Raw genomic sequence first — 12,578 nt, 5'->3', positions numbered from 1 at the left:
GGAGCGGGGGCCGGCCGGCCTCTAGCCGAGGCGCATGTGATGCAGCATCAGCAGCCCGGCCGCCATGTTGGCGGCCGGGACCTCGCCCCGGGCCACCATGTCGGGGACCAGTTTCAGCGGAACCCACTCGCGTCGTGAGGACTCGAAGTCGTCCTCGGGATGCCCGGTGTACGTCGCCTCGTCCGCCCAGTAGAGGTGGTGCCGGGCGTCGGTGAGGCCGTTGGACGGCTCGACGGTGAGGAGATGGCGCAGCGGCCCGGGCCGCCAGCCGGTCTCCTCCTCCATCTCGCGGGCCGCCGCGGTTTCGATGTCCTCGCCGTCCTCGACGACTCCCGCGGCCAGCTCCCAGCCCCAGCTGTCGGTGATGAACCGGTGCCTCCAGAGCATCAGCACCTCGTTGGCCTCGTTGACGACCGTGGCCACGGCCACCGGGCGCAGCCGTATGACGAAGTGGTCGAGGTGTCGGCCGTCGGGGAGTTCGACGTCCGCGAGGTTGATCCGGAACCATCGGTTCTTGTACACAGTCTGTTCGCTTAGGTTCGTCCACTGCACTGTTTTGCCACCTTCCGACAAGTAGATGGCAACATCGCAGCAGGAGGACGGTCAGAGGGGAACGCGCAGCGCCCCGTCGATCAGTTCGGCCGCCTCGTCCGCACCGGAGCACCCGCTCCCCACCAGATGCTCGCGCACCGCCCGCAACCGGTCGCGCAACCGCTGCGACTCCATCCCCTGGGCGCGCTGCGCCATCTCCGTGGCGATCTCCACCGCCCGGTCGGCCTTGCCCTGCCGCAGCTCGATGTGGGTGAGCATGGCGAGCCGGTGCACGCGGCCCCGGTCGTGCGCGGGAGTGCCGACCGCCGCGTCCGCGTGCTCGCGGGCCGCCGGAAGATCTCCCAGGCTGAGCAGCGCCTCGGCCACCTGCACGTTGACCAGACCCGGCTGGACGTAGCCCGTCTCGTCCGGTTCGCTGCCCGGTCTGATGGACTCCGCCTCGGACTCCGCACGCCGGATGCAGCACAGGGCGTTCTTGCTGTCGCCGAGGTGCGCGTACGCCTTGGCCTGCATCGCGTGCAGGTCGGCGGCGAGCGCCGGGGTGATCTGGCTGCCCGCCGTGCGCAGGGCCGCCTCCGCGAAGGCCACGGCCTGCCGGTACTCGGCCATGAACAGCGACTGGTTGACGAGCAGCGCGATGATGTACGCCCCCAGCCCCCGGTCCCCGCTGGCCTTCGCGAGCCGCAGGGCCTGGTGGAAGTACCGCTGGGCGAGCCCCTGGGCGTCCGAGTCGTACGCGCAGATCCCCGCCACCGCCACCAGGCCGCCCGTCGCGCGGTGCAGGTGGCGGCCCATGGCGTTGGAGTAACTTCCGCGCAGCAGCGGGGCGGTCTCGGCGTTGAGGAAGCCCACGACGCGCGCCCGGGTGGCCACGCCCCCGGCCTTGCGGTACATCAGCTCGTAGTGCGCTCGCGCGGCGCGCAGCATCTGTATGTCCGCGACGCTGACGCGCGTCTGCCCCTTGCGCGAGACGTCGGCGTCCTCGGGAGGGTTCTCCCACTCCCACACGGGCATCACCGCGGGCGTCCCGGTCACCGCCGGGGCGCCGAGGATGTGCGGCCGCTGCTGCTCGTCCGAGCGCCACAGCGCGGTCGCCCGCTCCACGAAGCCGGTCAGCGGGGAGCCGTGCGGCATCGCCGCCTCGCCGGGCATGCCGAACCCGATGTCGTCCAGCGTTATCGGCCGGTGCAGCCGGGCCGCGAGGACCTCGCAGATCAGGTCGGGCACCTGGCCACGCGGGCGCTGGCCCTTCAACCAGCGGGCCACGGCGGTGTGTTCGTATCTCAGCGCCAGACCTCGCGCACTGCCCGCCTGGTTCACGTGGGCGGCGAGGCCGGCATTGGAGATGCCCGCTTCGTCGAGCAGGGCGTCGAGCAGGGTATTCGGCTGCATGGGCCTCTCCGGTGGCTCGGTGGAGTCAGCGTAATGGAGCCTCGTTCACACGGGGTGTGAACCAAGTGCCCGCGGTCGGGCCCCGCGTGCTCTCCCGCCGTGCGCCCGTGTCCGATTGACTTCGGTTTGCCTCCCTGGAGGCGGCCGGGCCGCCGGCTCCCCCTCGTACAGTGCGGCGGCCCGATCCCGTTCCGTCCGCCCTGCCGGTCTGCCCGACACTCCGCGGCAGGGCGGACGGAGCCGTACCAATGGGTCCGGAGCGACGGCCGGTCACCGATGGGAGGATTCCGCGCGCCAGCGGCGCAGCCCCTGATCCCCGGGCTGCGCCGGCACGCGGCTGCGGTCGTTGCGCAGCACGAGCAGCGCGACGTCGTCGGCGAGCCGCCCGCCGGTGTGCCGCAGCAGCGCCGTGTGCACGCGCTGCACCACCACGGCCGGTGAGACCGGCGAGCCCAGCGCCGCGGCCTGGGTGAGGGCGCGCCGCAGGCTGAAGAACTCCCCGGCGGCGTTCCTCGCGTCCTCCGCCCCGTCGGTGTGCAGGACGAGCGCCTCGCCGGACAGCAGGCGCGTGCACCGGCGGGCGGCCAGGCCGTCGGGCAGCGGGAACAGGCCGAGCGGCGGCAGCACGTCCCCGCCCGCGATCGGCTCGGCGGTCCGGCGCAGCCGGTAGGGCCACGGGTGGCCGCAGTTGAGCGCCAGTACCTCGCCGTCCTCGTGGATCTCCAGCAGGAGTACGGTGACGAACTCCTCGGCCAGCGGGTTGTCCGGATCGGTGCCGCTCACCGACGGGTGCTCGGAGCGCGCCCTCTCGCGCAGGTGCCGTCGCAGCGCCCGCTCCAGCTTCCGCATGACGCCCGCGAGGTCCGCCTCGTCGTGCGCCGCCTCCCGGAAGCTGCCGAGCAGCGCGGCCACCGCCCCGATCGCGGCGATCCCGTGGCCCCGTACGTCGCCGATGACCACGCGCACCCCCTGCACGGTGGCCACCGCCTCGTACAGATCGCCGCCGACGGTCGCGCCACGGCTGGCGGACAGCTGCCCGGCGGCGAGCGCGAGTCCGTCCAGCCGGGGCGGCAGCGGCCGCAGCAGCACCTGCTGGGCGGCGCGCGCGATCTCGCGGGTCCGGCGCAACTCCCGGACGGGGCCGAGCCGTACGCTCGTCAGCAGGTAGGCGACCAGCGCCAGGAAGGCCGCGCAGGTCACGAAGCGCGGGGCCATCCCGTCGTGCGAGTGGAACGGGCAGGTCAGCTCCCAGACGGTCGCGGCGACGAGCCAGACGGCGGGGAGCCCGAAGACCAGGGCTCGCCGCACGTGCGGAGCGCACGCGCGCCGCACGCCCCGCCAGGTTGTTGTACGGATCATCCCGACGGCCCCCTAGGCCCTGGCCCTGTACCACGCTGCCTGTACGACGCTGGCCCTCGTCGGCCGGAATGATTGTGTCGACCGTCCGTACCTGTTTGCGTACCTCGCCCCCACTTCTCACCCGAATGAGTGAGGGGCGTGCCCGTGACTCCGGACACGCCCCTCCGTACTACCGCGGCACCGGGTGTTACGCCCCGCGCAGCACCGCGCCCGTGCGCTCGCCGGCGAGCGCGACGGCGGCGTCACGCGCGGCCGTGGCCTCGTCGACCGTCAGCGTGCGGTCGGCGGCGCGGAAGCGCAGCGCGTAGGCGAGCGACTTCTTGCCCCCGCCGAGCTGCTCACCCGTGAACACGTCGAACAGCCGCAGCGATTCGAGGAGTTCACCGGCGCCCTCGCGCAGCGCCGCCTCGACGTCCGCCGCGGCGACGTCGGTGGAGACGACGAGCGCGACGTCCTGGGTCGCCACCGGGAAGGCGGAGATCCGCGGGGCCCGCAGGACGCCGGTGCCCGCCTGCTCCAGTACGTCGATCTCGATCTCCATGGCGCAGGTGCGCTCGGGCAGGTGGAGCGCCTTGATGACGCGCGGGTGCAGCTCACCGGCGTGCCCGGCGAGGGTCTCCTCGCCGTTCACCGTGACGTACAGCGCCGCGCAGCGGCCGGGGTGCCACGGCGCGTGCCGGTCGCCCCGGACGACGAGCTCGGCCCCGGCCTCGCGGGCGAGGACGCGAGCGGCCTCGACGGCGTCCGCCCAGGTGCCCGGGCGGCCCTTGCCCCACCAGCCGGTCTGCTCGCGGGCGCCCGCGAGGACGACGGCGGCGCGGTGCGGCTGGCGCGGCAGCGTGGCGTCGAGACCGGCGATCTCCTCGTCGGTCGGGCGCCGGTCGACGGGCAGCCGCACGGCCTTGTGCTCGTCGCCGGTCGGCCGGAAGACCAGGCCGGTCTCGAAGAGCGCCAGGTCGTGCGAGCCGCGGCCGTCGTTGCGGCGCAGCGCGCCGAGGAGGCCGGGCAGCAGCGTGGTGCGCAGCGCCGGCTCCTCGTCGGAGAGCGGGTTGACCAGCTTGACCGTACGGCGGCGGGCGTCGTCGGCGTCCAGGCCCAGCTGGTCGAGGACGGCGTCGCCGATGAACGGGTAGTTCAGCGCCTCGACGTAGCCCGCCCCGGCCAGGGCGCGCCCGACGCGGCGGTGCAGCCGCTGCCGTTCGGTGAGCCCGCGGCCCGAGGGCGGCGTCGGGAGGGTCGACGGGAGGTTCTCGTACCCCTCCAGCCGGATGACCTCTTCGGCCAGGTCGTTGGGGAAGGACAGGTCGGGGCGCCAGGACGGCACGGTCACGACCAGCTCGTCCTGCCCGTACACGTCGCAGCCGACCTCCTGGAGGCGGCGTACGACGGTCTCCCGGCCGTAGTCGACACCGGCCACCCGGTCGGGGTGGTCGGCCGGCATGGAGATCGTGCGGGGCGCGGAGGGCGCGATGACCTCCGTGACACCCGCCTCGGCGGTGCCGCCCGCGAGCAGCACCAGCAGGTCGACGGTCCGCTGGGCCGCCGCGGAGGCGGCCTGCGGGTCGGTGCCGCGTTCGAAACGCTTGGACGCCTCGGACGCGAGCTTGTGCCGGCGCGCGGTACGGGCGACGGAGAGCGCCTCGAAGTGCGCCGCCTCGATGACGACCTCGGTGGTGCCCCTGACCGTGCCCGTCTCCGGGTCGGGCACGGAGTCCGCGATCTCGGTGTTGGCGCCGCCCATGACGCCCGCGAGCCCGATCGGGCCGCGGTTGTCGGTGATCACCAGGTCCTCGGCGTCGAGGACGCGCTTGGTGCCGTCGAGCGTCGTGAACTTCTCGCCCTGCTCGGCGCGGCGCACACCGATCGGTCCGTCGATGCGGGACCGGTCGTACGCGTGCAGCGGCTGGCCGAGCTCCAGCATCACGTAGTTGGTGACGTCGACCGCGAGCGAGATCGGACGCATCCCGGCCTTCTGCAGCCGGCGGCGCAGCCAGATCGGCGAGCGGGCCTCGGGGTCGAGGCCGACGACCGTCCGCGCGGTGAAGCGGTCGCAGCCCCGCGGGTCGGCGATCTTCACGAGGTAGCCGTACGAGTTGGGCGCGGGCACGTCGAGCAGCGCCGGGTCCCGCAGCGGCAGTCCGTACGCGGTGGCGACCTCACGGGCGACGCCCCGCATCGACAGGCAGTAGCCGCGGTCGGGCGTGACGGCGATGTCGAGCACCTCGTCGACGAGTTCGAGCAGCTCGATGGCGTCAGTGCCGACCTCGTACTCGGGCGGCAGCACGATGATGCCGTCGCTGCCGTCGTCGCCCATGCCCAGCTCGTCGCCGGAGCAGATCATGCCGTGCGAGGTCTTGCCGTACGTCTTGCGCGCGGCGATCGCGAAGTCGCCGGGCAGGACCGCGCCGGGCAGGACCACGACGACCTTGTCGCCGACGGCGAAGTTGCGGGCGCCGCAGACGATCTCCTGCGGCTCGCCGGTGCCGTTGGCCGTGCCGACGTCGACGGTGCAGAAGCGGATCGGCTTCTTGAACTCGGTCAGTTCCTCGATGGTGAGGACCTTGCCGACGACCAGGGGGCCCTTGAGGCCGGCGCCGAGCTGCTCGACCGTCTCGACCTCCAGGCCCGCGGACACGAGCTTGGCCTGCACGTCACGGCCGGTCTCGGTGGCGGGGAGATCGACGTACTCCCGCAGCCAGGAAAGCGGGACCCGCATCAGATCTCCATCCCGAAGGGCCGAGTGAACCGGACGTCACCCTCGACCATGTCTCGCATGTCTTCTACGTTGTGGCGGAACATGAGCATCCGCTCGATGCCGAACCCGAAGGCGAATCCGCTGTACTTCGCGGGGTCGACGCCGCAGGCGGTGAGCACCTTCGGGTTGACCATGCCGCAGCCGCCCAGCTCGATCCAGCCCTCGCTGCCGCAGGTGCGGCAGGGACGGTCCGGGTCGCCGACGGACTCGCCGCGGCAGACGTAGCAGACCATGTCCATCTCGGCGGACGGCTCGGTGAACGGGAAGTAGTTCGGGCGGAGCCGGGTCTTCATGCCCTCGCCGAAGAGCGCCTGGACCATGTGGTCGAGGGTGCCCTTGAGGTCGGCCATGGTGAGGCCCTCGTCGACGGCGAGCAGCTCGATCTGGTGGAAGACCGGGGTGTGCGTGGCGTCGAGCTCGTCCGTGCGGTAGACGCGGCCGGGGCACACGACGTACACGGGCGGCTCACGGTCGAGCAGCGCGCGGGCCTGGACGGGAGAGGTGTGCGTGCGCAGGACGACACCGGACTCGTCGGACTTCGGCCCGGACCCCGCGGCGGAGCCGCTGTCGGATGCAGCCTGGACGAAGAAGGTGTCCTGCATCTGGCGCGCCGGGTGGTCCGGGACGAAGTTGAGGGCGTCGAAGTTGAACCACTCCGCCTCGACCTCGGGGCCCTCGGCGACCTCGTAGCCCATGGCGACGAAGACGTCGGCGACGCGCTCCATCAGCGTGGTCAGCGGGTGCCGTGCGCCGGCAGGGACACGGTCGTACGGCAGCGTGACGTCCACCGCCTCCTCGACCAGCACGCGCTCGTCCCGCTCCGCCTCCAGAACGGCGAGGCGGGCGGCGAGGGCCTTGTTCACGGCGCCGCGGGCCATGCCCACGCGTTTGCCCGCCTCGGCCTTGGCGGCCGGCGGCAGGGCGCCGATCTCACGGTTGGCGAGCGAGAGCGGCGAGGTGGGGCCGGTGTGCGCGGTCTTCGCGTGGGTGAGCGCGTCGAGATCCGCCGCGGCGTCGAAGGCGGCGAGCGCCTCGTCCCGCATGCGCTCGATCTCTTCCGGTTTCAGCGCCTCGACCTCAACAGGGTCGTACGACTTATTGGGTGCGGACATCTCTTCCCGTACTTCCGATTGGCTGGTGGCGTGGCCCCCGCTCGACGACTGAGGACGCAAAGGTGCCAAAGGTCGAGTCTAAAGGCCGCGAGGGGTGAAGAAGCCCGTGGGCCGCTCAGGCGAGATAGGCCGGAGCGCCGACGGGCAGGATAAATCGGAACTCGGCGCCGCCGCCGGGCCCGCGGCCGACGGTGATCGAGCCGCCGTGCGCCTCGACGATGCCCTTGACGATGTACAGCCCCAGGCCGGTGCCGCCGCGCTTGCTGCCCCGCCAGAACCGGGTGAAGACGCGCCCCATCGACTCCTCGGGAATGCCGGCGCCTTCGTCACTCACGGTCACGGCTGTTCCCTTCGCTGCGTGGTCGGCGGTCTTGAGCGGGGCTGCGCCCACCTCGATGGTGACCGTTCCCTCGCCGTGCCGCACCGCATTTTCCAGCAGGTTGCCGAGCACCTGGTCGATCTTGTCCGGGTCTGCCCAGCAATCGGGCAGCGGCTGGTGGACCCGGACCAGGAAGCGCTCCGGGGGCTGGCCGTTGGAGAGGTGCGCCTGGACGTGCCTGCCGACGGCCGCGGGCAGGTCCACGGGCTGCCGGCGCACCTCCAGACGCCCGGAGTCGATGCGCGAGATGTCGAGCAGCTCGGCGATCAGCCGGGTGATCCGGCCGGCGTCCGCGTCGACGGTCTCCAGCATCAGCTTCTTCTGGTCGTCGGTGAAGCGCTCCCACTTGGCGAGGAGCGTCGCCGTGAACCCCTTGACCGAGGTCAGCGGGGACCGCAGCTCGTGCGCGACGGTGGCTATGAGTTCCGCGTGGCTGCGCTCGGTGCGGCGCCGGGCCTCGGTGCCGCGCAGCGAGACGACGACCCGCCGCACGGGTCCCGTCGGCTCACGCCGCACGTACCGCGCGGAGACCAGCACCTCGCGGCCGCCGGGCAGCAGCAGGTTGCGCTCGGGCTGCCCGGCGCGGATGGCGAGTCCGCCGTACGGGTCGGTCAGGCTCCACCAGCGCCGGCCCTCCAGGTCCTCCAGGGGCAGCGCGGCCTCCAGGGGCCGGCCGAGGGCGGCTTCCCTGGGGGTGGCGGTGATCCGCGCGGCGGCGGCGTTGAAGCAGACGACGCGGCCGCTCTCGTCCGCGACGACGAGGCCGTCGGGGAGGTCGTCGGGGTCGATCCCGTGTCCGTCCTCCGCGTACGGCCGCTCGGCGTACGGAAGCTCCGCGTGCGGACGCGGTAAAGCCTCGCTCGCCCCGGACGGACCGCTCGTGCCGACAGCCATCCCCGTATCCCACCTCTTCCGAATGGCGGAGGGGGTCCCTCCCCGCTCAAGGGGGTCCCTCCCCGCGCGAGCGAAGCCGAGAGCGCGGGGGGAGAAGCCGAGAGCCCGCCCCCGAGCCCGCCACCCTACTAGCTGGAGGTGACGCTGCGGCACCCTCCGGAAGCGCGCTGCGCACGCGCGGAGGCGTACAGGCACACGGCGGCGGCCGTGGCGAGGTTGAGGCTCTCGGCCTTTCCGTGGATCGGGACGCGCACCACGGCGTCGGCGAGCGCCCGGGTCTCTTCCGGCAGGCCCCAGGCCTCGTTGCCGAAGACCCAGGCGGAGGGCCCGCCCATGGTGCCCGCGTCGAGTTCGTCGTCGAGGTCGTCGTCGCCCGCGCCGTCGGCCGCGAGGATGCGCACACCCGCGCCCTTCAGCCCGCTGACGGCCTGCTCGACGGGGACGCCGACGGCGACCGGCAGGTGGAAGAGCGAACCGACCGAGGCGCGGACCGATTTGGGGTTGTAGAGGTCGACGGAGGCGTCGGTGAGGACCACTGCGTCGGCTCCGGCGGCGTCCGCGCAGCGCAGCACCGTACCGGCGTTCCCGGGGTCCCGGACGTGCGCCAGGACGGCGACGAGCCGGGGCTTCGCCGCGAGGATGTCCTCGAAGGGCGAGTCCAGGAAGCGGCAGACGCCGACGATGCCCTGCGGGGTGACCGTCTGCGAGACCTCGGCGAGCACCTCGTCGGGAGCCGGGTGCACCCGGGCCCCGGCGGCGCGGGCGGCGGAGACGATGTCGTCGTACCGCTCGGCGGCCTCGGCGGTGGCGAAGAGCTCGATCAGCGTCGGCTCGCCGTCGCTGCGGTGCTCGACCGCCTCGCGCACGGCCTGCGGCCCCTCGGCGATGAACCGGCGCTCCTTGCCGCGGAAGCTCCGCTTGGCCAGCCGCTTGGCGGCGGTGACGCGCGGGGATCGCGGGGAGATCAGCTCGGGGGTGCCCATGGTCGGCGGCTCACTTCTCTGCGTATCTCTGCGTACGAAAGGGGTCGTGCACGTCCGGTACGACGCACCGGACCCGCAGGCGGCGCACGCCTGCGGGTCCGGTGGACGAAGAGCTGCTGCCTGAGATCAGGCGGCGGTCTTCGGGGCGTTGACGTCGCTCGGGAGCGCCTTCTGGGCGACCTCGACGAGGGAGGCGAACGCGTTCGGGTCGTTGACCGCGAGCTCGGCCAGGATCTTGCGGTCCACCTCGATGTTGGCGGCGTTCAGACCCTGGATGAGGCGGTTGTACGTCATGCCGTTCTCGCGGGCAGCGGCGTTGATGCGCTGGATCCACAGCCGACGGAAGTCGCCCTTGCGCTTCTTGCGGTCGTTGTAGTTGTAGACCAGGGAGTGGGTGACCTGCTCCTTGGCCTTGCGGTACAGGCGCGAACGCTGACCGCGGTAGCCCTTGGCCGCCTCGAGGATTGCCCGGCGCTTCTTGTGGGCGTTGACTGCCCGCTTGACGCGTGCCACTTGTTAACTCCTTGTAGCGGGGCCGCGGGTGAACTCACACGGCCCGGAAACGTATTGGTCTCGGTCGGTCCGACGAGGGGCTCCGGTCGCCCGGAGCCTCGACGTCACTTGCCGAGAAGCTTCTTGATCTTCGGGGCGTCCGCCGGGGACACCACGACAGCGCCGGTCAGCGAGCGGGTCTTCTTGGAGGACTTGTGCTCCAGGAGGTGGCGCTTGCCGGCCTTCTCGCGCATGACCTTGCCGGAGCCGGTGATCTTGAAGCGCTTGCTGGCACCGCTGTGCGTCTTGTTCTTCGGCATAGCGCCGTTCTCTCCTCGTCAGTGGCGCTCCCCCGGTACGTGTACCGGAGAGCGGGAGCGTCAGTCAGTGATATGGGGGCTGGGGCTTCCTGGCCGAACCCGGGGCCGCCTGGATGGCAGCCCCGCGGATCACGCTTCGGAAGGGGTCTCGGTCTGCGCCTCGGCCGGAGCCTCGGTGACCTCGTCCGTCGACTCGGCCTGCTCGGCGTCGTCGGGGGCGTTGCCCTGGCGTTCGGCCTTGCGGGCCGCCTGGGCCTCGCGCGCCTCGGCCATGGCCTCGGTCTTCTTCTTGTGCGGGCCGAGAACCATGATCATGTTCCGGCCGTCCTGCTTGGGATTCGACTCGATGAAGCCAAGGTCCTCGACGTCCGAAGCCAGACGCTGAAGCAGTCGGAAGCCGAGCTCGGGGCGGGACTGCTCACGACCACGGAACATGATCGTGATCTTGACCTTGTCGCCCTGCTTGAGGAACCTGACGACATGACCCTTCTTGGTGTCATAGTCGTGCGGGTCGATCTTCGGCCGGAGCTTCATTTCCTTGATGACCGTGTGCGCCTGGTTCTTGCGCGCCTCACGGGCCTTCATGGCCGACTCGTACTTGAACTTCCCGTAGTCCATGAGCTTGCACACGGGCGGACGGGCGGTCGCCGCGACCTCGACCAGGTCAAGGTCGTACTCCTGCGCAAGCTCCAGGGCCTTCGCAAGGGGCACGATGCCGACCTGCTCGCCGCTGGGTCCGACGAGTCGCACCTCGGGAACGCGAATCCGGTCGTTAATGCGGGGCTCAGCGCTGATGGATCCTCCTCAGTAGCACCACACGACTGTCTGGCAGACAGCCGCGTAACGTCTGTTTCGTGAGACCAACCTCAGGGAGCCATGAAAAATGCCCCGGACGGGAACACAGGCGGGGCTCCTGGAAATACCGGAGCACCACCGCGCATCAACCGCGGGGCGCACATCGAGCGGCGCTCCATCGTCCGTACGGAACGATGGGGACCGCTTGACCGGTGACCCGCCGTCCGTGAGGACAGCCAGGTGGGAGATCGGAGCCTCCACTTGTGGGCCGGGCACAGAGGTGTCCGGCCGGTCGTTACACAAGGTTAGCAGCTCCGCCGGGGAGCGGCGACCCCGGTCGGGCCGGGGCCGCCGCTGGGCGGGGGCATATCGTGTGCGTCATGAGTGACGCGACCTCCCCCAATGAATCTCCCGACTTCGACGCCATGACGCGCGACATCGCGGAAGTCCCGGCAGTCGAGGTGATCGTTACGGTGGCGGTCAACCTGATGAGCGCCGCCGCCGTGAAGCTCGGCCTCACCGAGGACGGCGACGAGCACAAGGACCTCGACGAGGCCCGCAAGCTGGTGCACGCGCTGGCCGGCCTGCTGGACGCCAGCGCGACCGAGATCAGCTCCTTCCACGCGGCGCCGCTGCGCGACGGGCTGAAGTCGCTGCAGCTGGCGTTCCGCGAGGCGTCGGCGGTGCCGGACGAGGTCGGCCAGGGCCCGGGCGAGAAGTACACGGGCCCGGTGTACGGCTGACCGGCCTTCTTATCCGCGTACGAACAGGGGCTCGCCGGGAGGCGTGGCACCGGCCGGCAGCAGTGCCAGGTCGAGGCCGCGCACCAGGCGGGCCCTCAGCGTTTCGTCGGCGGCCAGGGCCCCGGCGACGCGGCGGGCCGCCCCGGCCGGTTCGGCGCCGGGGGCGAGGACGAGCGCGAGGGTGCCGTCGGCGCTGCCGGGGCCGAGGTGGGCGCGCAGCACGGCGGGCTCGGCGGCCACAGCCGCCCGTACCGCCTCGGTGACGGCCGGGTCGTCGAGCGGCACCGCGCTGGTGCGGCCCTCGGCGGCGGCGAGCAGTGCGGACCCGGTCAGCTGGTAGGGCACCGGGCCGGCCAGGTCCAGGACCAGCGTGTCGGCCCGCTCGTGGGCGACGGCCTGGAGCGCCTGGTGCAGGGGTACGGCGACGGGGCGCGCCTCGGGGTTCCAGCGGGCCAGGGACGCGGTGGAGGTGAAGGCCGGCAGCGCGCGGCGTTCGCCCGCCTGGAGGGTGGGCACGGCCATGTCGCTGGTCTTCTCGCGCCGCAGACCGGTCTCCTCGTCGGTCTCGGCCTCGCCGAGCACGGCGACGACGGGGACCAGGAGCCGGGCGCCGGCCAGCGCCGCGAGCACCTGCGGCTCGGCCGCCGGGTCCTCGGCCCACGCTGCGAGCGCCGCGGTGAGCCGCGGGTCGGCCGTGCCGTCGTCTTCGGAGAAACCGGGGTCCGGGATGTTCTTGAGCGCCACGCCACGAGACTATCCGCCGGGCGGCGGGGGTTTCCGCACGGGGCCGGTGGGCACCGCA

The 12,578-nt window shown here is 72.2% G+C and carries 12 protein-coding genes; 1 reads left to right on the top strand and 11 read right to left on the bottom strand.

The features are described from left to right. Positions 1-21 precede the first annotated feature (21 nt). The 10 genes from IE185_RS05710 to infC all read right to left on the bottom strand — a co-directional run bounded on the left by IE185_RS05710 (position 22) and on the right by infC (position 11,033). Positions 22-552: an NUDIX hydrolase gene (locus IE185_RS05710; protein WP_138895629.1), complete on the bottom strand. Its 531-nt coding sequence runs from the start codon at positions 550-552 to the stop codon at positions 22-24. Between the two features lie 51 nt (positions 553-603). Beyond that, positions 604-1,944, bottom strand: coding sequence for an NsdA family TPR-like regulatory protein (locus IE185_RS05705; RefSeq protein ID WP_138895630.1), 1,341 nt, complete (start codon positions 1,942-1,944; stop codon positions 604-606). Between the two features lie 270 nt (positions 1,945-2,214). Continuing rightward, positions 2,215-3,303, bottom strand: a complete 1,089-nt coding sequence (locus IE185_RS05700) for a PP2C family protein-serine/threonine phosphatase (RefSeq protein ID WP_138895631.1) — start codon at positions 3,301-3,303, stop codon at positions 2,215-2,217. A 187-nt stretch (positions 3,304-3,490) separates the two neighbouring features. Continuing rightward, the gene (pheT, locus tag IE185_RS05695; protein WP_138895632.1) at positions 3,491-6,019 is read right to left on the bottom strand and encodes a phenylalanine--tRNA ligase subunit beta; all 2,529 of its coding nucleotides are present in this window, start codon (positions 6,017-6,019) and stop codon (positions 3,491-3,493) included. After that, positions 6,019-7,170: a phenylalanine--tRNA ligase subunit alpha gene (gene pheS, locus IE185_RS05690; RefSeq protein ID WP_138895633.1), complete on the bottom strand. Its 1,152-nt coding sequence runs from the start codon at positions 7,168-7,170 to the stop codon at positions 6,019-6,021. The genes pheT and pheS overlap by 1 nt, the downstream gene beginning before the upstream one ends. A 115-nt stretch (positions 7,171-7,285) precedes the next feature. Next, entirely contained in the window at positions 7,286-8,443 is a 1,158-nt protein-coding gene (locus tag IE185_RS05685; RefSeq protein WP_138895634.1) for a sensor histidine kinase, read from the bottom strand. Positions 8,444-8,571: 128 nt separating this feature from the next. Further along, positions 8,572-9,426 (bottom strand): TrmH family RNA methyltransferase, encoded by an 855-nt coding sequence (locus IE185_RS05680; protein ID WP_138898713.1) that lies wholly within the window; start codon positions 9,424-9,426, stop codon positions 8,572-8,574. A gap of 126 nt (positions 9,427-9,552) precedes the next feature. Next, a complete protein-coding gene (rplT, locus tag IE185_RS05675) occupies positions 9,553-9,939 on the bottom strand; it encodes a 50S ribosomal protein L20 (protein ID WP_138898714.1) in 387 nt (128 codons plus the stop codon). 104 nt (positions 9,940-10,043) lie between these two features. After that, positions 10,044-10,238, bottom strand: a complete 195-nt coding sequence (gene rpmI, locus IE185_RS05670) for a 50S ribosomal protein L35 (protein ID WP_138898715.1) — start codon at positions 10,236-10,238, stop codon at positions 10,044-10,046. Between the two features lie 129 nt (positions 10,239-10,367). After that, entirely contained in the window at positions 10,368-11,033 is a 666-nt protein-coding gene (gene infC / locus IE185_RS05665) for a translation initiation factor IF-3 (RefSeq protein ID WP_229843375.1), read from the bottom strand. A gap of 380 nt (positions 11,034-11,413) precedes the next feature. Here infC and IE185_RS05660 point away from each other — a divergent pair, with 380 nt between their 5' ends. After that, positions 11,414-11,776, top strand: a complete 363-nt coding sequence (locus tag IE185_RS05660) for a DUF1844 domain-containing protein (RefSeq protein WP_138898716.1) — start codon at positions 11,414-11,416, stop codon at positions 11,774-11,776. 9 nt (positions 11,777-11,785) lie between these two features. On the opposite strand, the gene IE185_RS05655 is transcribed toward IE185_RS05660, so the two are convergent. After that, on the bottom strand, positions 11,786-12,520 hold the full coding sequence (locus tag IE185_RS05655; protein WP_189714751.1) for an SseB family protein: 735 nt from the start codon (positions 12,518-12,520) through the stop codon (positions 11,786-11,788). Positions 12,521-12,578: the final 58 nt, after the last annotated feature.

The organism is Streptomyces chryseus (genome assembly GCF_014650755.1).
Taxonomy (GTDB): domain Bacteria; phylum Actinomycetota; class Actinomycetes; order Streptomycetales; family Streptomycetaceae; genus Streptomyces; species Streptomyces chryseus.
Note: the sequence above shows the minus strand (reverse complement) of the source record. Positions and strands in the feature narration are given on the sequence as shown.

Bases quoted from the DNA above. Each gene is read 5' to 3' on its own strand.
- IE185_RS05705 (WP_138895630.1), bottom strand. From the start codon at position 1,944: ATGCAGCCGAATACCCTGCTCGACGCCCTGCTCGACGAAGCGGGCATC.
- IE185_RS05700 (WP_138895631.1), bottom strand. From the start codon at position 3,303: ATGATCCGTACAACAACCTGGCGGGGCGTGCGGCGCGCGTGCGCTCCG.
- pheT (WP_138895632.1), bottom strand. From the start codon at position 6,019: ATGCGGGTCCCGCTTTCCTGGCTGCGGGAGTACGTCGATCTCCCCGCC.
- pheS (WP_138895633.1), bottom strand. From the start codon at position 7,170: ATGTCCGCACCCAATAAGTCGTACGACCCTGTTGAGGTCGAGGCGCTG.
- IE185_RS05685 (WP_138895634.1), bottom strand. From the start codon at position 8,443: ATGGCTGTCGGCACGAGCGGTCCGTCCGGGGCGAGCGAGGCTTTACCG.
- IE185_RS05680 (WP_138898713.1), bottom strand. From the start codon at position 9,426: ATGGGCACCCCCGAGCTGATCTCCCCGCGATCCCCGCGCGTCACCGCC.
- rpmI (WP_138898715.1), bottom strand. From the start codon at position 10,238: ATGCCGAAGAACAAGACGCACAGCGGTGCCAGCAAGCGCTTCAAGATC.
- IE185_RS05660 (WP_138898716.1), top strand. From the start codon at position 11,414: ATGAGTGACGCGACCTCCCCCAATGAATCTCCCGACTTCGACGCCATG.